This window comes from Komagataeibacter diospyri (assembly GCF_043995075.1).
Taxonomy (GTDB): domain Bacteria; phylum Pseudomonadota; class Alphaproteobacteria; order Acetobacterales; family Acetobacteraceae; genus Komagataeibacter; species Komagataeibacter diospyri.
The window spans coordinates 196,823-221,776 of record NZ_CP171837.1 but is presented as its reverse complement, the minus strand read 5'-3'; the positions used below and the strand labels follow the sequence as shown (position 1 = coordinate 221,776).

The 24,954-nt window shown below is 55.9% G+C and carries 16 protein-coding genes and 2 pseudogenes; 9 read left to right on the top strand and 9 right to left on the bottom strand.

Annotated elements, in window-relative coordinates; genetic code table 11:
* Positions 1–252 precede the first annotated feature (252 nt).
* A pseudogene (locus ACE2AA_RS17405) lies at positions 253–1,506 on the bottom strand (IS701 family transposase); the annotation flags it as partial.
* Positions 1,507–1,779: 273 nt separating this feature from the next.
* Between ACE2AA_RS17405 and ACE2AA_RS17400 the strand changes: the two are divergent.
* The 6 genes and pseudogenes from ACE2AA_RS17400 (at position 1,780) to ACE2AA_RS17375 (ending at position 9,090) form a co-directional block, all read left to right on the top strand.
* On the top strand, positions 1,780–2,517 hold the full coding sequence (locus ACE2AA_RS17400) for an autoinducer binding domain-containing protein (protein WP_227001136.1): 738 nt from the start codon (positions 1,780–1,782) through the stop codon (positions 2,515–2,517).
* Positions 2,518–2,557: 40 nt separating this feature from the next.
* Positions 2,558–3,226 (top strand): acyl-homoserine-lactone synthase, encoded by a 669-nt coding sequence (locus ACE2AA_RS17395; protein ID WP_141302669.1) that lies wholly within the window; start codon positions 2,558–2,560, stop codon positions 3,224–3,226.
* 455 nt (positions 3,227–3,681) lie between these two features.
* Positions 3,682–4,935, top strand: a pseudogene (locus ACE2AA_RS17390) (IS701 family transposase); the annotation flags it as partial.
* A 968-nt stretch (positions 4,936–5,903) separates the two neighbouring features.
* Positions 5,904–6,920 (top strand): IS110 family transposase, encoded by a 1,017-nt coding sequence (locus ACE2AA_RS17385; RefSeq protein ID WP_395370563.1) that lies wholly within the window; start codon positions 5,904–5,906, stop codon positions 6,918–6,920.
* A 332-nt stretch (positions 6,921–7,252) separates the two neighbouring features.
* A protein-coding gene (locus ACE2AA_RS17380; RefSeq protein WP_395372345.1) for an IS3 family transposase occupies positions 7,253–8,439 on the top strand; the annotation gives its coding sequence in 2 pieces (ribosomal slippage) (positions 7,253–7,523 and positions 7,523–8,439; 1,188 coding nt in all).
* Positions 8,440–8,529: 90 nt separating this feature from the next.
* Positions 8,530–9,090 (top strand): TetR/AcrR family transcriptional regulator, encoded by a 561-nt coding sequence (locus tag ACE2AA_RS17375; RefSeq protein WP_395372343.1) that lies wholly within the window; start codon positions 8,530–8,532, stop codon positions 9,088–9,090.
* Between the two features lie 336 nt (positions 9,091–9,426).
* Here the strand turns inward: ACE2AA_RS17375 and ACE2AA_RS17370 are convergent, their stop codons facing one another.
* Both ACE2AA_RS17370 and ACE2AA_RS17365 read right to left on the bottom strand, forming a co-directional pair.
* Complete coding sequence (locus ACE2AA_RS17370) at positions 9,427–9,843, bottom strand: DUF6640 family protein (protein ID WP_395372341.1); 417 nt, start codon at positions 9,841–9,843, stop codon at positions 9,427–9,429.
* A 375-nt stretch (positions 9,844–10,218) separates the two neighbouring features.
* Positions 10,219–10,794 (bottom strand): TetR/AcrR family transcriptional regulator, encoded by a 576-nt coding sequence (locus ACE2AA_RS17365; protein ID WP_395372339.1) that lies wholly within the window; start codon positions 10,792–10,794, stop codon positions 10,219–10,221.
* A gap of 71 nt (positions 10,795–10,865) precedes the next feature.
* Here ACE2AA_RS17365 and ACE2AA_RS17360 point away from each other — a divergent pair, with 71 nt between their 5' ends.
* Entirely contained in the window at positions 10,866–11,267 is a 402-nt protein-coding gene (locus tag ACE2AA_RS17360; protein WP_395372338.1) for a nuclear transport factor 2 family protein, read from the top strand.
* A gap of 92 nt (positions 11,268–11,359) precedes the next feature.
* On the opposite strand, the gene ACE2AA_RS17355 is transcribed toward ACE2AA_RS17360, so the two are convergent.
* The 5 genes from ACE2AA_RS17355 to ACE2AA_RS17335 all read right to left on the bottom strand — a co-directional run bounded on the left by ACE2AA_RS17355 (position 11,360) and on the right by ACE2AA_RS17335 (position 20,236).
* A complete protein-coding gene (locus tag ACE2AA_RS17355; RefSeq protein WP_395372336.1) occupies positions 11,360–12,154 on the bottom strand; it encodes a dienelactone hydrolase family protein in 795 nt (264 codons plus the stop codon).
* A 175-nt stretch (positions 12,155–12,329) separates the two neighbouring features.
* Positions 12,330–17,327, bottom strand: coding sequence for a hypothetical protein (locus ACE2AA_RS17350; RefSeq protein ID WP_395372334.1), 4,998 nt, complete (start codon positions 17,325–17,327; stop codon positions 12,330–12,332).
* A 229-nt stretch (positions 17,328–17,556) separates the two neighbouring features.
* Positions 17,557–18,429, bottom strand: coding sequence for a helix-turn-helix domain-containing protein (locus tag ACE2AA_RS17345; protein WP_395372332.1), 873 nt, complete (start codon positions 18,427–18,429; stop codon positions 17,557–17,559).
* 3 nt (positions 18,430–18,432) lie between these two features.
* On the bottom strand, positions 18,433–19,023 hold the full coding sequence (locus ACE2AA_RS17340; protein WP_395372330.1) for a ComF family protein: 591 nt from the start codon (positions 19,021–19,023) through the stop codon (positions 18,433–18,435).
* A gap of 343 nt (positions 19,024–19,366) precedes the next feature.
* Positions 19,367–20,236, bottom strand: a complete 870-nt coding sequence (locus ACE2AA_RS17335) for an aldo/keto reductase family oxidoreductase (protein ID WP_395372329.1) — start codon at positions 20,234–20,236, stop codon at positions 19,367–19,369.
* 98 nt (positions 20,237–20,334) lie between these two features.
* On the opposite strand from ACE2AA_RS17335, the gene ACE2AA_RS17330 reads away from it, so the two are divergent.
* Positions 20,335–21,243 carry a LysR substrate-binding domain-containing protein gene (locus tag ACE2AA_RS17330; protein ID WP_395372327.1) on the top strand — a complete coding sequence of 303 codons (909 nt, stop codon included), beginning with the start codon at positions 20,335–20,337 and terminating at the stop codon, positions 21,241–21,243.
* Between the two features lie 335 nt (positions 21,244–21,578).
* Positions 21,579–22,736 (top strand): aldo/keto reductase, encoded by a 1,158-nt coding sequence (locus tag ACE2AA_RS17325; protein ID WP_395372325.1) that lies wholly within the window; start codon positions 21,579–21,581, stop codon positions 22,734–22,736.
* Between the two features lie 165 nt (positions 22,737–22,901).
* On the opposite strand, the gene ACE2AA_RS17320 is transcribed toward ACE2AA_RS17325, so the two are convergent.
* A complete protein-coding gene (locus ACE2AA_RS17320; protein ID WP_395372324.1) occupies positions 22,902–24,953 on the bottom strand; it encodes a PIN domain-containing protein in 2,052 nt (683 codons plus the stop codon).
* Position 24,954: the final 1 nt, after the last annotated feature.

Below are 24,954 nucleotides of genomic sequence, written 5' to 3'. Positions count from 1 at the left end.
CCCGCGCACTCAAGCCGGAGGCATTGTCATGACAATGCTGCGGGCTCTGGCCGATCATGGCCTATGTGGACCATGACTCACCGTATTGTTTCCGCCTTCAGCCCGTCCGCGGATAAGGCGCGCCGTCTGTATCGATGTTATTGCCGTTCGCGGACGTGCTAGCACTACTTTGGCAGAATGTGTTGCGAGGTCTGGAGTAGAAGGTTTCCACAGTGGGGGCATTGCCCGATGGGTGGTCGCAGGATGCGATCAAGAATGGCCTGTCGTATTGCTGGCAGACTGGGCTGTGGTGGTGGGCCGGTGACTCTTTTTTTTCCGCCCGACCGCCGTGAGGCGCCGGGACTGGAGAAAGGCGTAGGCCATCATGGACATTAGGGCGTGTCGGTGCAGGCCTGTCCATGATCGCCCCTCAAAGTGATCGAGGCCCAGTTCCTCCTTGAGTTGCTGATGCGCCTGCTCGCAGACCCATCGGGCTTTGATCGCAGCGGCCAGTAGCCTGAGGGAGGAGTCGGCAGACAGGTTGGACAGATAGTATTTCCATTCTCCAGTGGAACGGTGCTCGCCAATCAGCCAGGCTTCCTCCCCGGGCATATGCTGGGCCGTCCGGCCACCGATACGCTGGGCTGGACCATCTGCAACGCGTATCCGCATGGCTGCAAAGCGGGCCGCCAGGCCACCTTTGGTCCCGCGACGCCAACTGACCCTGCGCCATGTTGCCGTTTCCAGTATCTTATGGGCAGGGACAGATTGCTGGTCCGGTACCGGATGCATCCGGGATGGGCCGCGCTTTCTGGCCGGAAACACCAGCTCCACATCGGTGGAATAGACTTTCTGATGGCGTGGTATCCCGACTGCCCAGCGCAGGCCCCGCGCACTCAGGGCCTGACGGAACGGGGCGGACAGGCCATAACCGGCATCCGCAAGAACACAGCCAAAACGGACACCTGCGGCACAGAGGCGATCAATCTCTTCGATCGCCATCTCCGGTTTGGTCCTGGAGCCCTGATGTTCCAGTGGAACACCAGCCCGATTCAGGCGTGCCGGATCTGCTGTCCAGATATCGGGCAGGAACAGACGGAGTGACAGCATCAGTGGCACTTCACGCGAAGCCAGTGTCACGGACACCAGTGTCTGACAATTCGCTTTCTTGCCCAGGGTCGAAGCATATTGGGGCGCTACGCCAACAGAATGTTCTCCCTTTTTGGGAAGGGAGGTATCATCGATGATCAGCCATGAACGCTCCCCGCCCACCAGATGGTCAGCATGACGCCACAGAGCAGCCTCAAGTGGCGCACTGTCCCACACACCGGCACTGACGAAATGATGCAGCCGGTCATAAGGGATATCGCCATTGCGTGCAGCCATGGGCTGCACGCTCTTGCGGTCACCAGGTCCGATCAGGCCTGCAATATAAGCCGGACACATCGCCCGCTGCGCTTTGTGACCCAGGGCCGCCAGAAATGGCGCAAGCCATACTTCCAGATCCGATCGCCAGTCGGTGTTCATCGCCAGCTCCCACTACAGCGGGTCTTCCATGAATCACTGATCGCACCCGTTGGGAATCCTTATCCCAAATTTTCTGCCAAAGTAGTGCTAGCATGCCTCAAAGGCAAACGGACAGTAGATGCCAGTGCTCCGGTTGAGCCAGATAACGATATCACCTAGGCAAGATGGACGGGGAAGATTTTTGGCTGCGTAGGCTGCTCCCGGTCTGAGGACGACAATCGCTATGATAAATCTGTAGAATAAATACATCATATAATTTAGGCTTACTATTGGATGGCACTGGAGGTAGGCGCAGCACAGATGGTGGGCTTGACGATTGACCTTCTGGCGAAACTACATGACCTTGAGAACGCAGCCACTAAACACGATCTACTATCCATCTATCTCGGTGCCGTTCTGTCAGTTGGGAGTGTCCACGTAACCATTGTGGAATTGAACAGGATTGAAGATCCTAAAGAAAATTTTATACACGTCGGGTATCCGACGGAATGGGTCAATTTCTACATTGAGAACAATTATATAATCTCTGATCCCATAATAAAAAAATCCAGATTCATGAGTCATCCATATTTTTGGCATGAAATAAGAAATATAAACAAAGCAGAAAAGAAAATAATAAGGGATGTATATGAATTTGGCATAAAAAAGGGACTAACAATACCAGTCCATACACATGACAGATTAATTTATGCCATTTGTTTTGCGTTTACAGATAAAAACATAGAGCAGGAAATTGAACTTTATCTGCGCGCCTTATCTAATTTCTTTATCGCAAGTTATAAAAAATTGGATGAACCGGCAGATGTGTCGCTCCCCATCCTTACCCCGCGTGAAAAAGAATGTCTGAGATGGACAGCCAAGGGCAAAAGCTCTTGGGAAACCGGGATGATTGTTGGCGTCAGTGAGCGCACTGTTAACTTTCACATCAACAATGCCTTGCTGAAGCTGAAATGTACGAATCGTATCATGGGTGTGGTGCGGGCTATCTGTGCAGGGTTGATTGAACTGTAAAACCTGTCAGGTCTGACAGGTAACCTGACTGTCGATTTTCATGAATGATCAGTTCATCCAACAGGAAGAGAGCGGATCAATGATTGAAGTCGTAACCGTTGAAAACGCCAAATGGTGTGGAGACGCCCTCGCCGAGCAGTTCAAGTTTCGTTACCGCCATTTTGTGACCCATGAACAGTGGGATGTGCCATTTTACAAAGGCATGGAATACGACCAGTTTGATACACCGGCTGCTGTGTATCTCGTATGGCGTGATAATGCGGGCGCTGTTCGGGGCATGATCCGGCTACTACCAACCAACCGGCCTTATATGCTGGAAACTCTCTGGCCTGATATGCTGCCCTCCACCAACGCACCTTCTTGCGCGAATGTGTGGGAGATAACGCGTTTTGGTGTAGAACGTGACCTGCCATTCTCTCTGCGTCGGCAGATTTCTGCCGAACTCATTCTGGCATGCATCGAATTTTCGATTATCAATAACATTGATACCTACCTATTTCTGACAGCCTGGGGTGTCCTGAAGCGGATTGTTCCCGGCGCGGGTGTTGAAGCCCATATTCATAACCGCATGACACTGCCATCAGGCCATGATGTGGCTTCTGCAGTTGTACCCGTCTCGCAGGCTGTTCTTGATAAATCCCGTGCAAAACTAAACGTTACCAAGGCGGTTCTTAGCAACTACAGTTTTGAGAAAAAGTATGCAGCATAACGAGCGCGATGATGAATTTACACAAAAAGCAAATAATATAAAAAATGCACTGTCCTTTTTGCGAGAAGAAGCACGAAAATGCGGCCTGTATAATACCGACAACTCCCTATATATTGCAGAAATAATAATTAATATAGAAATGGGCAAATAGACGAGAGGCTGTTGCTTTACTCTGTAGCGAGAAAGAGATTGAGCAGTTTGCGCAGCAACTATTTGCTCAACGTTTCCCCTTTCGCAATTGGGATGAAAGCCCCGCGCCGGTTTCAAATGGGCCAAGCCAGGAAGAACGAAGTAAATTCAGGGATCTGGCTCGTCGGCATCTATCTGATTGGCATCCAGTATAATTGGGGCTGCTCATAAAGGGCTAGCACTACTTTGGCAGAAAATTTGGGATAAGGATTCCCAACGGGTGCGATCAGTGATTCATGGAAGACCCGCTGTAGTGGGAGCTGGCGATGAACACCGACTGGCGATCGGATCTGGAAGTATGGCTTGCGCCATTTCTGGCGGCCCTGGGTCACAAAGCGCAGCGGGCGATGTGTCCGGCTTATATTGCAGGCCTGATCGGACCTGGTGACCGCAAGAGCGTGCAGCCCATGGCTGCACGCAATGGCGATATCCCTTATGACCGGCTGCATCATTTCGTCAGTGCCGGTGTGTGGGACAGTGCGCCACTTGAGGCTGCTCTGTGGCGTCATGCTGACCATCTGGTGGGCGGGGAGCGTTCATGGCTGATCATCGATGATACCTCCCTTCCCAAAAAGGGAGAACATTCTGTTGGCGTAGCGCCCCAATATGCTTCGACCCTGGGCAAGAAAGCGAATTGTCAGACACTGGTGTCCGTGACACTGGCTTCGCGTGAAGTGCCACTGATGCTGTCACTCCGTCTGTTCCTGCCCGATATCTGGACAGCAGATCCGGCACGCCTGAATCGGGCTGGTGTTCCACTGGAACATCAGGGCTCCAGGACCAAACCGGAGATGGCGATCGAAGAGATTGATCGCCTCTGTGCCGCAGGTGTCCGTTTTGGCTGTGTTCTTGCGGATGCCGGTTATGGCCTGTCCGCCCCGTTCCGTCAGGCCCTGAGTGCGCGGGGCCTGCGCTGGGCAGTCGGGATACCACGCCATCAGAAAGTCTATTCCACCGATGTGGAGCTGGTGTTTCCGGCCAGAAAGCGCGGCCCATCCCGGATGCATCCGGTACCGGACCAGCAATCTGTCCCTGCCCATAAGATACTGGAAACGGCAACATGGCGCAGGGTCAGTTGGCGTCGCGGGACCAAAGGTGGCCTGGCGGCCCGCTTTGCAGCCATGCGGATACGCGTTGCAGATGGTCCAGCCCAGCGTATCGGTGGCCGGACGGCCCAGCATATGCCCGGGGAGGAAGCCTGGCTGATTGGCGAGCACCGTTCCACTGGAGAACGGAAATACTATCTGTCCAACCTGTCTGCCGACTCCTCCCTCAGGCTACTGGCCGCTGCGATCAAAGCCCGATGGGTCTGCGAGCAGGCGCATCAGCAACTCAAGGAGGAACTGGGCCTCGATCACTTTGAGGGGCGATCATGGACAGGCCTGCACCGACACGCCCTAATGTCCATGATGGCCTACGCCTTTCTCCAGTCCCGGCGCCTCACGGCGGTCGGGCGGAAAAAAAAGAGTCACCGGCCCACCACCACAGCCCAGTCTGCCAGCAATACGACAGGCCATTCTTGATCGCATCCTGCGACCACCCATCGGGCAATGCCCCCACTGTGGAAACCTTCTACTCCAGACCTCGCAACACATTCTGCCAAAGTAGTGCTAAGTCGACGACCCAGCGTGGCCCATCATTCAACCCGATTATCTCCTCGACCTAAGGTGTTTAGTCCTCGGATTTTATGGTGTGTTAATTTCAGATAAGTCGACGCGCGACCGAACTGGAGTGAGGGTCATGCCAACTTACGCGGCGAACCGATGGCGATCCTCGATCTGGCGAACAGCAGCGCCGTCCGTCGCCTACGAGGTAGGAACGACGCAAAGTGGGAATATTCCGTCTTTATGACAAAGACCAAGGCCAGTAACACAACCAAATCTTTGTATTTCATAAGATTTGTTATGCCAACAAACCGAAGTTTGACTCGTGAATTTATTTGGTCGAGTTAACAGCGGAGCGGCCGCTTTATGGCATCTGCCAGCACATCCGTTTTTAACGCCGGACTCTTTATGAGCCTCGCAGCATAGCCTTTTTCGCATGCCCGCGCCGCATTGGACCTCAAGGAGCATGGGCGCGGGTGGCGAGACATATCACCAGTCTCATCGTGCTTTGCAGGACGCCAGAAAATTGCGTGGGTAGTATGTTTTTGCAGTAATAGTCCATCTGTACGTCAGTATTTAGGTCATGCTTCACTGATTATTGCGCCGATTGTATATCCGTAGCCGCATGTCCCCTGCGCAACAGGAAAAAACATGACCGATGGATCGAGAGTGTACGGCCGCGATCAGTAAGCGCCAGATGACGATCCACACTTGACCACGCCGCGGAGTTAAGAGACTTGCCTATCGGGTCGATCTCATTGTCGTGAAATTTTTTCACCGAACATGTTTCCAATTATGAGATAGCAGAGGTGATGTTGTGGACGGCCCCCGCACGAAATGTGCGAGGATGAAATCGTCACCGTCTACAACGCATGGAGCCACCTATGGGAACGATTTCGACGATTGGCCTCGACCTGGCCAAGAATGTTTTTCAGGTGCATGGGATCGATAGTCTTGGGAACATTCTCGTACGCCGTCGCTTACGGCGCGGTGAAGTTCTCCGGTTTTTTGAAACACTCCCGCCATGCCTGGTCGGTATGGAAGCGTGTGGCACGTCGCATTACTGGGCGCGCTCGATTGCGGCTTTCGGACATACGGTCAGGATGATGCCGCCGGTCTATGTGAAGCCCTATGTCAAGCGGGGTAAAACTGATGCCGCTGACGCCGAGGCGATCTGCGAGGCGGTGACCCGCCCGACGATGCGCTTCGTGCCAGTCAAATCACCGGCTCAGCAGGCAGCGTTGCTTCAGCACAAGACGAGGGATTTGCTGGTGCGTCAAAGAACCATGCAGGTCAATGCCCTGCGGGGGCACCTTGCCGAGTTCGGTATTATATCGGCAGCTGGCGTCGCGGGCCTGAACCAGATGATTACATTGCTGCATGCGGAGCAGGAGATGTTGCCCGAGCCCGCTCGGAAACTGTTTCAGGAAATTGTCGCGCATCTGCGGGCTCTTGAGCAACACATCGACGATATCGAGAAGCAGATCGTCGCGGAACATCGGGCAAGCAGTGTCAGCCGTCGGTTGGCTGGCATTCCCGGTATCGGCCCGATCACTGCCAGCGCGATCGTCGCGGCCGTTCCGGATGCCTCGACTTTCCGGTCAGGCCGTCAATTCGCTGCGTGGCTTGGTCTGACGCCCAAAAGTCACAGCAGTGGTGGCAAGGAACGACAGGTTGGCATCAGCAAACAGGGGGATAGCTATCTCAGACGCCTGCTCGTGCTGGGCGCCACGGCGGTGATCCGTCTTGCACGCAAGGAAAACGCCAGTCGTCAATGGGCCGCAAAGTTGCTCGAGAAGAAGGCGGCGCGTGTCGTATCTGTCGCTCTCGCCAACAAGACTGCCAGGATTGTCTGGGCACTCCTCACAACGGGCAATGTATACAGCGCCAGGAGCGCCTGAAAGAATTCAGAGATTCGCCCTCGTCGAACACCAAAAGCGACGAAGGTGAATGTGCGGAGTGGTGAGATATGATGGCGAACCGGTCAGGCCGGGGAGAGGATAAACCCGACGGGACCAAGCGCAGAAAAAGCGCGCAGAGGTGATCAGGGATCCAATCCGCGGACTTCATCAGGGCCAGCAGCCCCCGGGCTGCGCAAACAGGCCGGACACATGGCTGCACCCGACCACCAAAATCATACTTTCCACTTGCATCGTCAGGGCCGTCCACACATGGTCCCCATTTTTCGGACAGGGCGATAAGCTATCATCTGGCCTGAACGAGGACGGGTTTTATGGGCAAGGTTACGCGGAAACGGTATGCGGCAGAGTTCAAGTCACGGGTTGCGCTGGAGGCGATCCGTGGGGAACTGACGCTGGCGGAACTGGCTTCGAAACATGGCGTGCATCAGACGATGATCGCCCAATGGAAACGGCAGGCGATCGAGGGCATGGCAAGCCTTTTTTCTGGTAAGTCAGTAACGGAACCTTCAGTCAGCCTTGCTGATGTAGAGAAACTGCACGCCAAGATCGGCCAGTTGCTGGTGGAACGGGATTTTTTGCGGGATGCCTCTGCTCGGTTGGGCGTGATCAGAGGCGGCAGATGATTGACCCGAAGAGAGCATGCCTGCCGATAATCCGGCAATGCACGCTGCTGCAACTCAACCGGTCGGGCGTCTACTATCGGCCTGTGCCACAGAGCGAAGCCAATCTGGAGCTGATGCGGCTGATCGACGCCCAGTTCCTGGAAACGCCGTATTATGGCTCACGGCAGATGACATGGCATCTGCGCCGCCAGGGACATGAAGTGGGCCGCAAGCGGGTCCGGCGGCTCATGGCGATCATGGGCCTGCGGGCGATCTACCAGAAGCCGCGCACGACCGTGCCCCATCCGGAGCATCGGAAATATCCATATCTGCTACGGGATCTGGTCATCAATCGGCCTGACCAGGTCTGGTGTTCCGATATCACATATATTCCCATGAAACGGGGATTTCTCTATCTCGTGGCGATCATGGACTGGTTCACGCGCAAGGTCCTGTCCTGGCGTCTGTCGAACACGATGGACGTGGAGTTCTGTATCGAGGCGCTACAGGATGCCCTCATGCGCTATGGCGCCCCGGACATTTTCAATACTGACCAGGGGTCGCAATTTACGACACCCCGTTTCAGCGGGATACTGGAAGAGCGTCAGATCCGCATCAGCATGGATGGGCGCGGTCGCTGGCTGGACAACGTGTTCATCGAGCGTCTGTGGCGGTCGCTGAAATACGAATGCGTCTACCTGTACGCGTTCGAGACCGGATCAGAGCTGAGGGCCGGGCTTGGCAGATGGATCGCCCATTATAACGAAAGGCGTCCGCATACGGCGCTGGCTGGACGAACGCCCGATGAGGCGTATCATGACGTGCCGACGCCATCTGGTCCGGGGTTAACCCCGGACCAGATGGCCAACAGCAACGCCGTCAGAAGGGCGGCATAACAACAACCGGGTATAGCTTATCAAGCCCGCAAAACTGTCCGAACGGACGGGACCACCTCACAAAGACAGACACGAAGACGCGGTGCGGCGTTGGAAGAGGCGATTCTGGAAGCGACCTGGGCGGAATTGGCAGAACATGGTTATGCGGGCCTGACGATGGAAAACGTCGCGCGTCGTGCGGAAACCAGCCGCCCGGTGCTGCATCGGCGCTGGCCCAGCCGCACGGCACTCGCGACGGCGGCGCTCGCGCAGCAATTCGCGCGGGCGAATATCGTCATTTCAGATATGGGCAGCCTGCGGGAAGAACTCTGTCATCTTCTCCGCTGCATGTCGGATCGCGCCGGATCCCGCGACTTGCAACTGTTCTTCGACATGCAGAAGGATCTCGTGGCCGAACGATCAAGCTTTGCCGACATACGGGCGCGTATTGTAGACGGCAGCCAGTTCCATGCCATCATTGGACGTGCAATCGAACGGGGCGAAATCGATCCGGGTCGTCTCACGCCGCGGATCACATCACTTCCGCTGGATCTTGCCCGGCATGAGATGATGATGACATTTCAGCCCTTGTCTGATGACGCCATCCGCGAGATTGTCGACGATATCTTCCTGCCACTGGTTCGACGGGATGAGTCTTCTTCTCAGATGTGACGTGCCGTCACGCGTTGGCGGCTCCATCCCCCTTGAGGGAGGCATCGGGATGGTCCTGGCGACAGTCAGTGGGAATGAATATGGTAATAACCGTCAGTCTGCTCAGTGCATTGTGCAGACCGACGGTATTCGCCTTATCCAAGACGTCCGCGGCAAGGATATTACCGCCCATAATCGGACAACAGCCATTAAAGTAGCCCTGTTTTTTCGTCCCGGGAGCTTTCCATCAGGAATGATGCATTAAACGCCACTGTCATACCGCTAGCTAATTCGGGAGCCGCATAGGGTGTAATCCCACGAGACGTGACCCTACCCGGCGACGCGGCGGCAGATTGGCTATACGATGACGATCAGCACAGCTATCAGAACAACAGCGGACGCAAGCAGGCTTAGAAGTTTCTGCACTGGAATGCCGAATGGCTTCGGGTTTATAGCCACGAACTCAGGGTCACTCCAGGCGGTACCTGGGAAGACAGGTGCCATCAGCATGCAGAGGAAGTAGGCTTCCGCAAGTGCGGCCGCGAGCAAGAAACTGCCAAGGCTCAAAGGCAAGGCGAATAGCAGTGCAATGGCGATGGCAGCGTTGCAAAATCCCAAAAGCATCGTCTGTCCGTTATGGAATTTGGCATGGGGTGGCCACTTCGGATTTCGTATGTGCTGGCATGCGGTTGATGGTATCACCGCGTCAAAGATCAAGCCGCCCAGGCCGCCATAAATTGCGACAAAAGCGATCATCCATTTAGCAATAAACATAGGACACACCTTTCCTGTTCACAGAAAAGGACGTGCGGGTGGCTTCTTCCTGATCAGGCGGAGAAGCTTGCACGAACGTAAATGCCACCCGGACTACCAACCGGGCTGTGACTTTTACACGTCCACAGGCACAGTATGTGAACGAGCAGGGAGATTCAACCCCGCCCGTGGGGCTCATGTGTGGTCCCAGTTCGCCCGTGTGAACTGGTCGCTTTCTGGTCAGTTATGAGAGTTTTTTTGAATAATCATCAGGTCATGTGCTCGCTCAGATACCTATTCCGGCTGTCAACTTATCGCTTTTTATGCTCGAAATCTGACTGGTAAAAAACCGCAAAGCTGCCAGTCGGTCACTCTCCCTAAAGCAAAAATCGCTTATCAAGGGTGAAGAACATTTCTAGCGCGGGTCGCCTGAAATTCCCGGATTGTCTCGAGAGACAGGCCCTGTACCAGCATCTCATCAATCAGGTCGATATGCAGTGCCGCTAACAGAGAATGGGCATTATAGGTGGCATAAGCCGTATCGGCAGTATCTGCCGCATCCATAATGCAGCGTCTCGCTTCTGCATGCATCCATTGATAATGCGGAGATTGAAGTAGTCCCCCGCTGAGTTCCCGGGCGCGGATCAGATGTCTGTTCGCAATCTTGAACATCAGGATGGCATCAAGAAACGCAACAAGACGATCTGGCGGTGCAGTGCTGGCATCAAATGGGGGCGCACTGCTTTCAACACTAGCTTTCAATGTAGCGATTTTGGCAGCCCAAAGCGCATCCAGCAGGCCGTCCCGGTTGCCGAATGCCCGAAACAGGGTGCCTTTGCCGACACTGGCGGCCAGAGCGATCGCATCCATTGTCACCGCACCCGGAATCTCACTTTGGGCAAAAAGCCTGTCTGCGGCCGCCAGCATATCGTCAGGTGACGCAGGCGGCCGCCCCCGATTTTTACGTTGCATTACGGACTGTCGGTCCGTTAAGGATGGAATTTCTGGACTCATGGTCCTTAATTCATATCGGAGAGCGGTGCATGGCGCCAACATCTATCCTTCCCCACTGGCTTGAGACAGCACTCGAAGCGCTCAGGAAGGGCGATATCGATGGCTGGATGTCGATTTATGCCACGGATGCCGTCCATGAGTTTCCATTTGCGCCTGAAAGCATGCCGACCAGCCTGACGGGACGGGATAATATTGCCGCATACATGCGGCGTCTGCCGTCATTCATTCGCTTTGGTTCATTGAGTGATGTACGCGTACGTGAAATCGGCGAAGAACTGATCGTGGAAGCGGTCGGCCACCATAACCGGATTTCTGACGGGGCCCCCTGCGAGATTACCTATGTATGGTTCATCACACGACGTAACGGCAAGGTGACGTTGATCCGGGATTACATGAACCCGATCCAGTTGCAGCATATCGCGTCGTCCTGACCCACACACGGCTATGGAGGCAAACGCTAGGGTAGACGCCCTTCCGCTTTCCCGGCCAGTCTGGATCGGAGCGGGACATTCATCTCGGATCGTCAATGCGAGGAGAAACTTTCGTCGAGCCACGCGCGCATGATCATAGACGACCACGCATCTGCCTGCGCATCATACCGGCATAGGCCGGATGAGGCCGTTGCTTCCTTTTCGGTAAAGCAATGGACAGCATGGCCGATGGCCAGGAACTGCCACGGGGCAGGACTGCCGCGCATCTCGGTCAGGAAGCCGCCAAACTGGGGGCTGGTTGTGGTGTCATCCGCCCCGTTCATGGCAAGGACACGCGCCCGGATTGCATGCGCGAGGACGGGGTTATCAGTCGAGAGATTGCCATGGAACGCGACCACGGCCGCGATATCCGCGCCGGACCGGGCGAGATCGAGGGCGGCCGCACCGCCGAAGCAGTAACCGATAGCAGCAAGACGGGTCGTGTCGATTGGGGCCTGCGATGCAAGCGACCTGAACTGCGCCAGGGCATAGGCAACGCGACGGCGCATCATAGGACGGTCCGCAAGTAGAGGGGATACGGCATCATGCGCGCCAGCGGTGTCCTTCGGGCGGACCGTGTTGCCGTACATATCCGTCAGTAGGACCACGTAGCGTTGCCCCGCTATGCCTTCGGCCTTGCGGATCGCGTTCTCGTTGACGCCAAACCATGCAGGAACCATCAGAAGACCCGGCCGCTGCGCGGTCGTCGCGCCGTCATAAACGAGGACGCTGTCATAGCGCACGCCCTCGAATGTCCACGAAACCGGCCTGTCGACCATGCGGGCATTCGCATGCCCGGCAATAAGAAATGGTAACGCGGCGATGACGAGATGGCGCAAACGTATCATCGACGTTTTCCTTTCGGTTATGGGAAAGGTGAAATGCAGGTCAGATTATCGCATATGCGATTTTGGCCTAAACCACGACGGAGTGAAACTGTCATTAGATCAAAACGCCGGACCAGAATGACCGTTTTCCTCAGTCCCGCCACTGAAACCGGGTCCTCCGTTTAAGGGTTGAACGCTATTGCAGCAATCCCGGGAGCCGATAGAACAGCCGCCAGATCGACGGCCAACCGACTGCGACGAACACCTCGAGCGTGTCGACCAAGGCCGTTCGACGTGGCGGATCGTCAAAGATCTCCTTGTGATCGGCTAAGAAGCGCCCGGTCAACTTCACCATTAGATCGCAGGCCAGATGCTCGAACTGATAGCCAGTCGCCTTTCCACCCTGAAGCACAGCAGCGGCAATCAAGTCGAAGACACCGGCCGGGTCTGCCTCGATTAGATTTTCAAGGAGCTGGATCAGGTAGTAGACCGTGTGCGGGCTACCGTGCTGCCCGATCTGGCGCAGTATCGATGCGGTCTCATGCAAGAAAGTGGCTGCACTTTCCCGGGACAAAGGGGCTGGGGCGGCATCTCCATGTCCGGCGGCGCCTGAACTGAAATAGAGCTGCTGGCAGGCCATATCAATTATCTGCATCGCCTGCCGGGCGCGTATGCTCTCCGCCTCGCTCGGCTCGGTTAATGTCTTGTAGCGGTGTAGTGCGATACCTGCCTGGGAAACAGCGCGGCCAAGTAGGTCGATTGCCAGGCGGCGTTGGATCGCTAAGTCAGACTTATCCTGAGATCGGAGTCCTGCTGTGAAAGCCCACCGCAGCCATTGGATGCCGTAGCGTACCTCCTCGGGATTATCGGCTATGTTGTGGAACCAGGCGCGGACCTGGAAAGCCGCGTCTTCAAATTCGAAGCGGAACCACAGCTGTAGCAGGCATCCCACCAAACGATGTCGGATCGTCTTGTTGCGCGCGTCGTTCGCAGGAAAGCATCTGACCATGGACAGGACAAGGTCGGCCACCTCGCGGTCCGCTTCCTGCCAGACAAGTCGTTCTACAATATGAGAGACGAAGGCATCGAGTACGCTGCGGTTCCCTTCCGTCTGGACAACCTGGACGGCGCGACGCCAGAAGCCGGCGCGATCGACATTCCAGATTTTGACAAGGTGCAGCACCGTGTTCATCCGCACGGCGGGATGGGGATCATTCAGCATGCGGTCGATGAGGGTTTCGAGTTGCGCATAGACTTCCGGGTGCTTGCGGCAGAGGTCAAGCGCGGCAGCAGCAGCTTCAAACCGGGCCGAGGGTGCCCCCCAGGATGGAGATTCCTCGAATTCCGTTTCGGTGTTTTCGTTGACTTCCGGATTGCTGAGGTGGCTCGCGTCTTCGATCCAGGCGAGGAGTTGTGCGACCGTGCTACGCCCAGTGTTGGGGCCGATGAGATCGCTTCTGACCAGTTCATGGAGCCCCTGGGCGAAGGAGCCTTCGGCCTGATGAAGCAAATGGCGATCGGGAATGGCTTCGTCCTTGAGGCGGCCGTACAACTCGCCCAAGGCGGCGAGGACAGCCTCGCGATCTTCTATTGGCTCATTATCCTCCGTTCCCAGCCGCAGCGTCTCACGAACGAGGTCAATATCGGTAATTGTCTCGCGAATGACCGGGTTTTCCCTGGCTTCCTGGCTCAGCCACCGATAGTCATCATGCGCCTCAACCCAGCCTGACGTGAGTCTGTACAGCCGGTTATTGGTGGTTTCACCTTCGGGCGCAGCGGTCAGAACTGCCCTCGCTTCGTCGGTCGACAAGCGCTCGGCTCCGATGGTTCCAAATAATCGCCGTAGGAAGTCTTCTTTGGCTGCTTTCGGATGAACGTATTCATTGAAAGGGCGAGTAAGCATGCTGGTTTCCAGTGCCCGACGTTCCGTTTCCGACAATTGATCATATTGAGCGGCCAGGAGATCAATGGCGTCCTTGCATGTGTCGGGGGCAAGCAAAAACTCGGGCCTGGCCGCATAAGGGCGCAGACGCTGCGCCAAAACACCGCCACGTTCAGCAGCAGCCATGAATAGCCGAGACCACAGTACCCCCAGCGTACAGAACAGAACGGCGTGGCCCACCGCCGCCAAAACTGCTGATTCCTCGCCGGTTTTGAGCCACGTCAGGAATTGGGAAAGGAGCTCGTCGGCGTCTTCGGCGTACTTTGGGTGAGGGTCGTGAGCCCAGATGTGGCTGTAATCCGGCTGCAGATGGACAGCGATTCTGTCCACTGTGAAGTTTAATACTGCTAAATGTTTCGAACTTGAATGCTCTCTTGCGACGTAGCCGTCGAGCGCCTTTATAAGCGCTTCCGTTCCCTGGACCGGCGACATGGACAGGAAATGCGGGAAATATTCTTTCAGCGACCAGCGCGCCGCCTCAAAGTCCTGTCTCGCGTTGGAGGTCAGGTTCAGGATTCGACTGTTGCCAATCGAAGTCTGTCGGTTTTCAGTAATCTGGCCTGCGAAGGCGCTTTGGTAGACCTCGACTGCGAACCCGGGTGAGGCGACGGCGATCTGCCTAATCTTCTGGGCGAGAGCTGGTAGTTCCTGGGGGGCAAAGCGGTCGAAGCGGTCCTTTGAGAGCACCTGGCGCAGTAAGGCGACTGACGCATCGACATTAGTCGTGATGGTGTCGGAAACAAAGCCGATTGCCGGTGTGGCAAGCTCTTGAGAATCCTCCAAGGTGAAACCGTAGGTCAGCAGCGCGCGAACGGCTATACCAAGGCTGGTACGCAGATTGGCGTCGTGCACGCGCTTGACGAGCATGAAGCCCATCATCCTGAGGACGCCGGCAACCGGTTCCGGTTGGGCCGAAAGTGTAAGTACCAGATGGACCCACGGTGCCAGCGGCACGCTCGGCTCGTCCTCTAGCCGCACTGCCATGGCGCCCATCACGCGAGGGAGGGCAGCAATTTCAGCGGCAGACCTTCCATTAATCTTGGTCGCGAAGGCATCGACGTCCGCGAAGACGACGGGAAGTTCGGCGGCCATGCGAGCAGCAACGCTGCGGATGACAGGGTCGCAGTTTGGCGCGCTCAGCAGAGTGCTTACGGCGGTCCAGAACCGGTTATGATCGGTATCCTCGGCCCAGAGCGCTTGCAGTAGGAACCCCATCGCCGGGGCTAGCAGCAGTCCTAGACCCTGCGCTTTGGGGAAGGGCGCGGTGCCGTTGACGATGTCATCAGGATCAAGGAACACTCGACTGGCGATATAGTCGAAGAGGAGATGGTGGCGGAAATGCACCGACCGCTCCGCGTTGGTGGAAATGAGGACGCCTTCACCCGTGAGCGTCTCGAGCATCGCGGGACTGGCGATAGCGACTTTCAGCCGCTGAGCGCGAAGGGCGCCGGCAGCTACCATATGCTCTACAATCGCACGTAGGCAGACTTCCGCGGTCACCCCATGGGGGCGGATGCGCTCGTCCCAATAGAGGTTTAGCAGGGCGATTTGGGAATCAATTCCCGTGAAATCCTGGCTAAGCGCGCCGGTTGCAACCAGGTTGGCCACGAGGCGCGTATTAAACGGCACCATGGTCAGTTCACGAAGCTTTGCGCTGCAGTGTGCAAGGACCTCGGCAAGGCGCGGAGTACGGCTTAGGAGCTCGGCGAATTCGTCATTGGACCAAGGTGGGATCTGGATGTGCCGCACGTTGGCAAAACCCTCCCCCTGCAGTTCCTTCTCTGGCGGTGTGCCTTTGAATAGAGATCGGAAGTTCTGGCCGAGCTGCAAATCAAAGATTCGGATGGACGCCACCACCGTCCAGCGACCTCCAAGCTCGATGACCGACTCAATTAGGCGCTTAAATGCTGCTTCGCCGGATCGGCCACGACTGGCGTCGAGCGCGTCAATTAGGAGAAAGGCCGGACCCGGGCCGTCCCAGGCGTCCAGTACAGCAGGCAGATCATGGTCAAGCCTGAGGGCCCGCGACACACCTTCAAGTGACTCGACCGAAAAGCGATCTACGGCCAATTGCACCACGTCGCTTCCCCGCGACCTGAGTTCCTTGCCGAGGGCGTTCATCACTGCGCTCTTCCCGGCACCCGGTTCGCCGATGAGAAGCAGGTGCCCCCCGAGAGCCGCTGCGTTAACGACGGACTGGCAGTGACGCGTAATGCCGACTACGTCGTCGTCCCCCGCTTCAACAACCTCCAGTTCAGCCAGCATCCGCTCCGTTTGATGGGAGTAGTCGGTCAGGGTATCGATATCTTTGCGAAAGTCGGGCTTGGCAGCGAGGCGCGCACCGCGCGCCATCAGATCGGCGCGGAGCGTAGGAAACGTCCGTCCGCCGCGTTCCTCCATCAGATCACCAGCAATCCGCTCCAGCAGATTAAGGACAGATGGGCCTTCAGCCTGCGTCTGCAGCGCAGGACCCAGGGCGGCGGCCCAAGCACCACGGTCCGAACCCTCTGGATCAATGGTGTAAACGTAGGTCAGGCGCGAGATGGCTTGCAGGGTACCATCGTCGAGGGGATCAGCGGTTCCAGTCGCCACCCAGCTTCGTTGGACGCAAGCGTCGAATTGCCTAAGCGCTTTGGTTTCCGAAGCGGTAAGCACCGGCGCACCTGGTTGGCGCCGCGCCTCAAGTCCCTTGGCGAGGTTGTGGCGGGTAGTTGCTGGGGACCCGGGGCCGACGACGATCAAAAGCCGATCTTTTGCCGGGTCGAGCGGGCGATTCCATTCGAGATCGCCCGTACCGTCACGGCAAAGACGCCATTGACGAACGATCTGATCAACCGTCTTGCCGAACTCGCTTGCCGGGCTATCAGATAGGGACAACGTATTCTTGGCCTGAGCGCAAATTATCCCGTCATCCGAGGTCGTTGCGAACGCATCGTCCAACGGCGCTTCGGTTTCCATGCGAAAGGCGGTGATCTTCGCGCCCCCAAGCTGAAGACGGGGGTCAACAGGGGTTTCTGTGATAAGCCAAAGACCGAAGACTGCGCCGAGACTTTGTTGAAAGTTGACCCCAGAAGCAGTCGCATTGCCGCCTCCCGTCGCAAGAGTGCGTGGGGCCTTCTGCTTAGGCTTGGGGGAGTTGGATTTCGACATCGCTGTCAAATGTATCGTGAGACAAGCGTTACTGGAACAGTTAAGACTGATCCATGCTGGAATTGTTGAAGACGCCCGCTTCTGATTGTTCTTGTCGGACACTCGACGGACCGCTTCCCCAGCTTAACCAATATTCTGCTCAATGAATTTGAAGCAGAACGGCGGCAATCGCCTCATGCTGGCCGTTCGGCGTTTTGATCTACATTCCGTGAAGCGGACATGAACAGCACGATCTGTTGCGGGCCAGTCTGGGTCAACTGCCGACTGACGGCTGACAGCTTATGAATTTGGGAAGCACATTGTTGCGGCCAAGGCGCGCCGGAATGCCTCGTTAAGAGGGGTTACTGACTTGCTCTCTTACTTGCATTTCGACACGCAGGCCAGCCATCGAGGCCATATTTACAAGGGTATCCAGCCCGAACACATCGACCTTGCCACGCGTCAGATCGGAGATACGCGGTTGCGTCACGCCGAACACCTTAGCCGCTTGCAACTGGCTTAGATGGGACCGTACGATATAATCAGCAAGTGCCGACATCAGCATGGAGCGAAGCTTCACGCTCTCATTTTCGGCCATGCCAGTGACCGCTTCTATTGCAACAGGATTGGCCGACGCGCCGATTACACTCTCGGGCACGTCGTTGGCCGGCCCATCAAGCAGAAAACTATCCTGACTCAGCGCGGACATCTTTGCGGATAAGCTTATTTTTTCCTCGGCCTTGGAGCGGGCATGCTCCGACATGAAGTGCAACAGATGATCGAGGCTTGACTTGTCGCTGATCGTCACGAAATCCTTGTTTTTGTTGACGAAAACGACAGACTTTTTCTTTTCCTTCAATAGCTCGATAACGTTGCTGAGTGTGCCAGTGCTTTTGCAATCCCAGATCATCAGGCCGAAATCGCTGTTCTTGGCCATCTCCAAGTCTTTCGCCGTGAAGAATGCACGCGTGCCAACTCGGGCCTTCGACTTGACGTGATGCACTGGCCAGTCCGCGATGTTGTTGCGCGGTGATTCGCCCGTGCAATACACAGTGACCTTGCTGGCGTGATTGGCAAGCAAACACTCCTGAATGGACGCATCCGCGCCGTCGGCATCACCCACAACGACATTCAGATTCTGCAAAATGATGTTATTGATGCGCTCCTGCACTTTCTCATGCAGACGCCTGATGGATATTGATCCGGCTATGAATACTGTTTTCATAATCTATTTCCAAGTAATCGCAGCCGCGTAGATTTGATTGATCTTTCGATAGCCGCGCAACGCCTGACATACGGCATCCATTGTCGCGCCCGTGTCGAACAGGTCATCGAGTAGCAAGGCGTTCCATCTGCCTTCATTCGTGATACACTCGTTGATGCTAATCCGACCCGCTAGGGCTGCATCTTTTTGCTCCCTAGTATGTAGGTTCTTAAGTGCCGGACTGCCCGCCGGGGCCGGAGCTTTCACGATCAGTTCGTCAAACACAGGGGTATTCGTCAACCGGCCGAGCGCATAGGCCAGTTCGTTCACGGGTTGTTTGGCGCGCGCAGTCGAGGCTGGCATGGGAACAATCAATCCAATCTTGCCGAACAGGGGAAGCAGAGTGTCCCGGATCTGCGTGGCTAGCGGCTCGATTTGGTTCCAGTCGCTGCGATACTTAAGCTGATAGAGTGCCTCGCCAGGTTCCGACCGGGTATTCTCGAAACGATCGTGGCCCCATTCATCTACTCCAAGATAGACACTCGAAAGCGTGTGTTTGTGTAGGGCATAGCCTGCATCCCAATTACCTTCGATCTTCTTAATCTGGACTTCCACCGCGCGGACTCCCTCGGTGTTACTGTAGGCCTTTGTCCGAGTGGGACCAGCGACGAGTTATTCGATCTATATAAAATTTTGTATGGAAGTGCAAGCTGTTCCTTGCCTGAAGAATGGCAAACAGGCGTTTTCCGAAAGGTCGGGATTCGGACCTTCTGTTCTGATTTCGGAACGGCTGAGCCGGGCGCACAGTGACCGTCACACGCAGTTGACTGAATGGCAGGAAACGTCGTCTGGGCGCTCCGAAGTGGCCTGACCGCTTTCCCCGCTTAAACGCCTTTCCGAAAAAAGGTAATGCGATCTGAAAGCGTACAGCACTGCGTACTAAAATGATTCTGAAAAATTACGTGATGGCGATCGTGTTAAGCCGCGCCTGAACATCAGCCGGCAGTTCCAGCGTTGCGGCTGCAAGGTTTTCCGACAGATGAAGGGGGTTCGAAGTCCCCGGGATGAGCAGCAGGTTGGGTGAACGGGCCAGTAACCAGGCAAGCGCCACCTGCAACGGGCTTCCTCCGATATCGGCCGCGACCTCGGACAGGGCATCCGACTGGATCGGGCTGAACCCACCCAACGGAAAAAATGGCACATAGGCAATGCCCTGTGCCGCTAGCGCATCGATCAGTTCATCATCCTTTCTATGAACGAGGTTGTAATGGTTCTGCACACATACGACTGGCGCGATCGTCTGCGCTTCGGCTACTTGCGCAGCAGTCGCATTGCTGAGGCCGAGATGGCGGATGAGGCCCTGTTCACGCAGGGCAGCCAGTGCTGAAAACGGCTCTGTCAGCGAGCCTTCTTTTGGCGCAAAAATGTCACCCATCAGCCGCAGGTTGACCACATCAAGCCGATCAAGTCCCAGGTTGCGCAGATTGTCATGCACGGCCCTGGTCAGATCTTCCGCGCTCTGGGCTGGTTGCCATGACGCATCCTCGCCCCGTACCGCACCAACCTTGGTCACGATCACAAGGTCATCATCATAAGGATGCAGCGCTTCCCGGATGATCTGGTTCGTGACGTGCGGGCCATAGAAGTCACTGGTATCAATATGATTGACGCCAGCTTCGACCGCGGCGCGCAGCACAGCAACAGCGGCTTCGCGGTCTCGCGGCGGTCCGAATACACCCGGGCCTGCAAGCTGCATCGCCCCATATCCCATACGGTTCACGATGCGGTCGCCGAGTGAAAAGGTTCCTGCATTGATGCGACTGTTCATTGGTATCTCCTTGATAAGGGGTGCGCATCAAACATGGACTACGCTCAAATGATCGATAAGCTGTTCAATCCTGAACGGGTCGTACGGAAATTCGCACAATGTCATTCGAGCTTGATGATCTTTCAGCATTCGTCGCGGTTGCGCGGGCGGGTGGTTTCCGGGAGGCTGCGCGCGTTTCAGGTTTTTCGGCGTCCGGACTTAGCGAAGCTTTGCGGCGACTGGAAGCCCGTCTTGGTACGCGACTGCTTCATCGCAGCACACGCAGCATTTCGCTCACAGAAACGGGCACTCGACTATTTGCGCGACTTTCGCCAGCCCTTGCCGAGATCAGCGCAGCACTCGATACGGTCCACGCGCAAACCGACCAGCCCGCGGGCACGATCCGTCTCAACGTGCCGGCCAATGTTGCCCGGACTGTACTACCGGGCATTCTGTCGCCCTTCCTGATCGCTCACCCGCAAATCCGCGTGGAAGTCACGGTTGAGGACAGTTTTGTCGATATCCTCGCCTCTGGCGCGGATGCAGGTATCCGTTATGAAGAACGTCTGGAACAGGACATGATTGCTGTCCCCATCGGGCCGCGAAACCAGCGCGTCCTTGCTGCGGCCGCACCATCCTATCTGTCTGCGAAAGGGCGCCCCCAGCACCCGAGCGCGTTGCTGGAACACGTCTGCCTGCGTCTTCGCTTCTCCAGTGGCGCGCCAGCGATGTGGGAGTTCGAGAAAAATGGTGAGGTTATTCGCCTTGATCCACCAGGGCCTTTATTGGTCCAACCCGGATCAGCCTGCGATCTTCTGGTTGATACTGCGATAGCCGGTCTTGGCATTGTCTGCCTGTTTGAAGACTGGCTGGCGCCTCACATCCGCAGCGGTGCGCTGGAAGTAGTGCTTGAAGACTGGGCTGCGCCCTTCTCGGGGCCCATGCTTTACTATTCCGGTCGCCGCCAGTTGCCACCGCCGCTCCGCGCGTTCGTCGACTTCATTCGCTCGCGTCAATCTCCGGCATAATGCGTGCCATCGTGATGCTTATGAAGGAACAATCGACGCCCGCTTTCATGGCCATAATTTTCTGCCTGCCCAGTGTGAACGGAGCGGATGGACAGCAGTCGCCCTTATATTAAGACGCAAGCAGACCCAGAAAGGCTTCCTGCAAGAAGACACTCGCCAGAATATGTTTCAGGGCCGTGCGAAATGCCGGGACCAGCCCGATGGGGATTCCCGGGGCAGGCCAAGGCCAGAAGGAATGACATGCTGATGTGTTTTTTCCGGACCGGGCCCGGACAGTTCAGAACCCCGACCGGTTACAGGCATTAGAAGTCACATCCATATCATGTGAGGCTGTGATGACGGTCACCCGACGTAATCTTCTCGCCCTTTCTGCCCTGGGAAGCGCTGCGGTTCTGATGCCCCGAAGCGGACAGGCCCAGGACGCACAGCATGCCGGAGACGTTACCCCCACCATGGGAAACGTGGTCCGTAATACGCTGCCATTGAATGTGGCGCAGGCGGGCCAGCGGTTTCGTCCCCCGACGCGCCTGGGGCTTGGCGGGGTTCCGATTGGAAACGGCTTTGCGGCCGGCACGGATGAAGATGCCGAAGCCGCGCTGGAAGCCGCATGGGCTTCCGGGGTGCGCTATTTCGATACGTCACCCTGGTATGGTCTGGGTCTGAGTGAACGGCGGTTTGGTCATTTCCTGCATACGCGACCACGGGATGAATTCGTCCTTTCCACCAAGGTTGGACGCCTGCTGACCGCAGCACCCCAGCCGCCTGGTGGCACGATGTGGCATGATCCGTCTCCTTTCGCGTACCGCTATGACTACACGGCGGACGGCGTCCGGCGCTCGATCGAGAACAGCCTGCAAAGACTGGGAATTTCCCGGATCGATATCGTCTACATTCATGACCTCTCACCAGAAAACAGGGATATGGGTTCGCGTTGGACGAGCTATTTTGACCAGGCTGCCAAAGGCGCCATTCCGGCGCTGACCCGGATGCGGGAAGAAGGTCTCATCCGGGGGTGGGGGCTTGGGGTCAATACGCCTCAGGCCGTCCTGCGCACCATCGAGATCGGAGACCCTGATATTGTCCTTCTGGCCACGCAGTATTCCATCCTGCGGCATGACGAGGCGCTGACCCACACCTTACCTGCGCTTGCGCCACGTGGCATTTCAGCCGTTATCGGCGCGCCGCTGAACGCAGGTTATGCTGCCGGACGCAATCGCTACGATTACGCGGGCACCATTCCGTCCGGCATGGGGCGCAAGCGGGCGACAATGGAAGCCATTGCCAGACAGCATGGAACTGACCTGCGTACGGCAGCACTTCAGTTTGCGGCCGCTCATCCGACTGTCGCGGCGGTCATTCCAGGGGCGCGTAACGCGGCCCAGATGCAGGCTAATGCAAAATCTATGGAAGTCTCAATTCCTGTCGCCTTCTGGGATGAACTCAAGCAGAAAAAGCTGATTGCCCCGGCTGCACCTGTTCCTGCTTCCTTGTAAGGGAAGCAGCGCTGGGTTCGGACGCCTTTCTACTTTAGAAGAATGTTTTAGACAGGGCATAATATGGCAGATTACGCGAATATACGTAGCGCTCAGTTATATAATCCATGATTGGAAAATGTAGCTCCCGATAAAGCCGAGCGAATAATTGCCTAAGAGCCAGATCTATCGACCGCAATGTTCAACCATCTCATCTGCGATCGTCATAAGACTGTAGGCTTCGATCTTACGGCTGACGCGTATCAAAAGCTCCGCCGGTTTAGTCAGATTCTCGGCTTCAACAGTACATCGAATCGCACCAGTGACGTCTCCACTGTCAGGAAATATTACATCGATTTCGAATAACACGTCGCTGCGCTGATGACGGAACAGATCGCAGGTCAGAGCACCACGCTTGGTGGGTTTCTCCTTTGGCCATCGATCGTAGTAAAACCTCTCAGGATTGTGCTTGTCTGGCATCGATAAAATCGGGACGGCAGAGATGTCCATAGAGCCTGGCCTAGCAATGGGTTGAACAAGCGACCCGCGCAGAAGATCATACCTCTCTGTCATACTCATCATGTCCGATATTGGCCCCATGCGGCGCCTTATATCCGCGAAGCCTCCGATATCGTGAATGCTGTCGAACATCGACTGGAATTCGCGCACTGCCTCAAATTGGGAACCAAGACCGCTAATCACTCCGTATGACGTGTTCTCCAGTTCAGGGATCCCCAGACCATGGCCAGGCATTTTCAGTGTAGCGATACTAACGCCCTTCGAGGCAGTCGGCGGTGGCTTCACGATACGTTGGACCGTCGGTGCAGCAGGAGGGGCCGGTAGCCTGGGAAGCGGGGACAGCGCGGAATGCCCGTCATTAATCTGGTTCCTGTCATCGTCTGGACCGCGTGCGTCACGACTTAAATTGATATTACCTACAGCCTCAAAGGAAATGCGCATCTTTGACGCTGGTCGAGTGCCATCATTGGAAATACCAAATGTTAACACTATTTCGGGCTCAGGCTCCACACGGCCTTCATGCAGCGTCTCCAAAATCGAGCGGCATGCATTGATCCATTTCGGGTATGTTTCGGCCGAGTATTTCCCGATTTCTTCTTCATCCGGTACTTTATAGGAAATTTCGGTTCCATCAGCCTGAATCACGGCTTCTGGAGCAGAAAAATCCACTTTTAGGGGATGACGTGCTTTTAGATTGTCGATCAACTGGTCAATTTCTGGCGGTCGAAGTGCCATCGCAACCCGGCGGACCACATTAGTCGCCATTGCCGCATTTGAAGCGCTCACAATATTAATGACAGGCTCCTGCGAACGGTAGGTCGCAAGATCTTTTTCCAGTTCCTTAATTCGCTTCGCCTCGCTCGTCTGTCCCGGTGGTCGTTTCCAGCTTTCAGGGATAAGAAAGAAGGGGACACCAAGGCCCTGCGCAGTAGATGCTGCGACACTGTCATCTGTCAGCATTGAGACGGAAGCGAACGTTTTATCTTTCAAAAGACTGGCAACAGTCCCGACAATCCGGTCGTCGTTGATGCTATAGTCAAGTAAGGTGGCGAATTCTGGGTCAGGCGGGACTATGGGCATAAGCCTGAGCGCGACACGCGGCCCGGCTTCTTGTATAATGACTTCCTGCTGACAGGCCGTAAGCATTTCACGTACGCGCCCCGAAATCTCGATAGCGCGTCTGCGCGTTCTGCCGCCTCCATTCTTGTGCTTATCAATCTCTGTCAAAACCGGTTTGGTTAATGCGATAACAACCGGGTCTACTCCCAAGTCGAGCCAAGGAATATCTTCAAGGCGTTTACATTCGAAGAACAGATTTGTATCAGCGACAAACGTATGCTCCATTGTATCCTCACGAGCGAAAAGTCGGGATGTAAAGACATCGCTTACGCAAAATCTGCGGATCTTATTTCTACATAACGAAGTAAGAACATTTTTGCAACTGAACCGCCTCTTATATTCGATGCGTGGTGAAACATTACGTGCAAGCACGATGATCGGCACTGTGCCGTTGAATTGGAACTGTACGATCATGGAAAATGCTTGCATTCTGGCAATTATGCCTTGAAGTGCTTTGGTTCGATGCTCGATTGGGGCAGAACGTCTGACGTTTAATTTTGATTGCCGAGCGATATGCTGTAATGCCGGTAGTGAGCGCGGCGCACTTATGTCCATTCCGATGCAGGAATGGTTGTTCTTCGTCTTTTTCCTGCTGGACACC

Bases quoted from the DNA above. Each gene is read 5' to 3' on its own strand.
- ACE2AA_RS17400 (WP_227001136.1), top strand. From the start codon at position 1,780: ATGGCACTGGAGGTAGGCGCAGCACAGATGGTGGGCTTGACGATTGAC.
- ACE2AA_RS17395 (WP_141302669.1), top strand. From the start codon at position 2,558: ATGAATGATCAGTTCATCCAACAGGAAGAGAGCGGATCAATGATTGAA.
- ACE2AA_RS17385 (WP_395370563.1), top strand. From the start codon at position 5,904: ATGGGAACGATTTCGACGATTGGCCTCGACCTGGCCAAGAATGTTTTT.
- ACE2AA_RS17370 (WP_395372341.1), bottom strand. From the start codon at position 9,843: ATGTTTATTGCTAAATGGATGATCGCTTTTGTCGCAATTTATGGCGGC.
- ACE2AA_RS17365 (WP_395372339.1), bottom strand. From the start codon at position 10,794: ATGCAACGTAAAAATCGGGGGCGGCCGCCTGCGTCACCTGACGATATG.
- ACE2AA_RS17360 (WP_395372338.1), top strand. From the start codon at position 10,866: ATGGCGCCAACATCTATCCTTCCCCACTGGCTTGAGACAGCACTCGAA.
- ACE2AA_RS17355 (WP_395372336.1), bottom strand. From the start codon at position 12,154: ATGATACGTTTGCGCCATCTCGTCATCGCCGCGTTACCATTTCTTATT.
- ACE2AA_RS17345 (WP_395372332.1), bottom strand. From the start codon at position 18,429: ATGAAAACAGTATTCATAGCCGGATCAATATCCATCAGGCGTCTGCAT.
- ACE2AA_RS17335 (WP_395372329.1), bottom strand. From the start codon at position 20,236: ATGAACAGTCGCATCAATGCAGGAACCTTTTCACTCGGCGACCGCATC.
- ACE2AA_RS17330 (WP_395372327.1), top strand. From the start codon at position 20,335: ATGTCATTCGAGCTTGATGATCTTTCAGCATTCGTCGCGGTTGCGCGG.
- ACE2AA_RS17325 (WP_395372325.1), top strand. From the start codon at position 21,579: ATGACGGTCACCCGACGTAATCTTCTCGCCCTTTCTGCCCTGGGAAGC.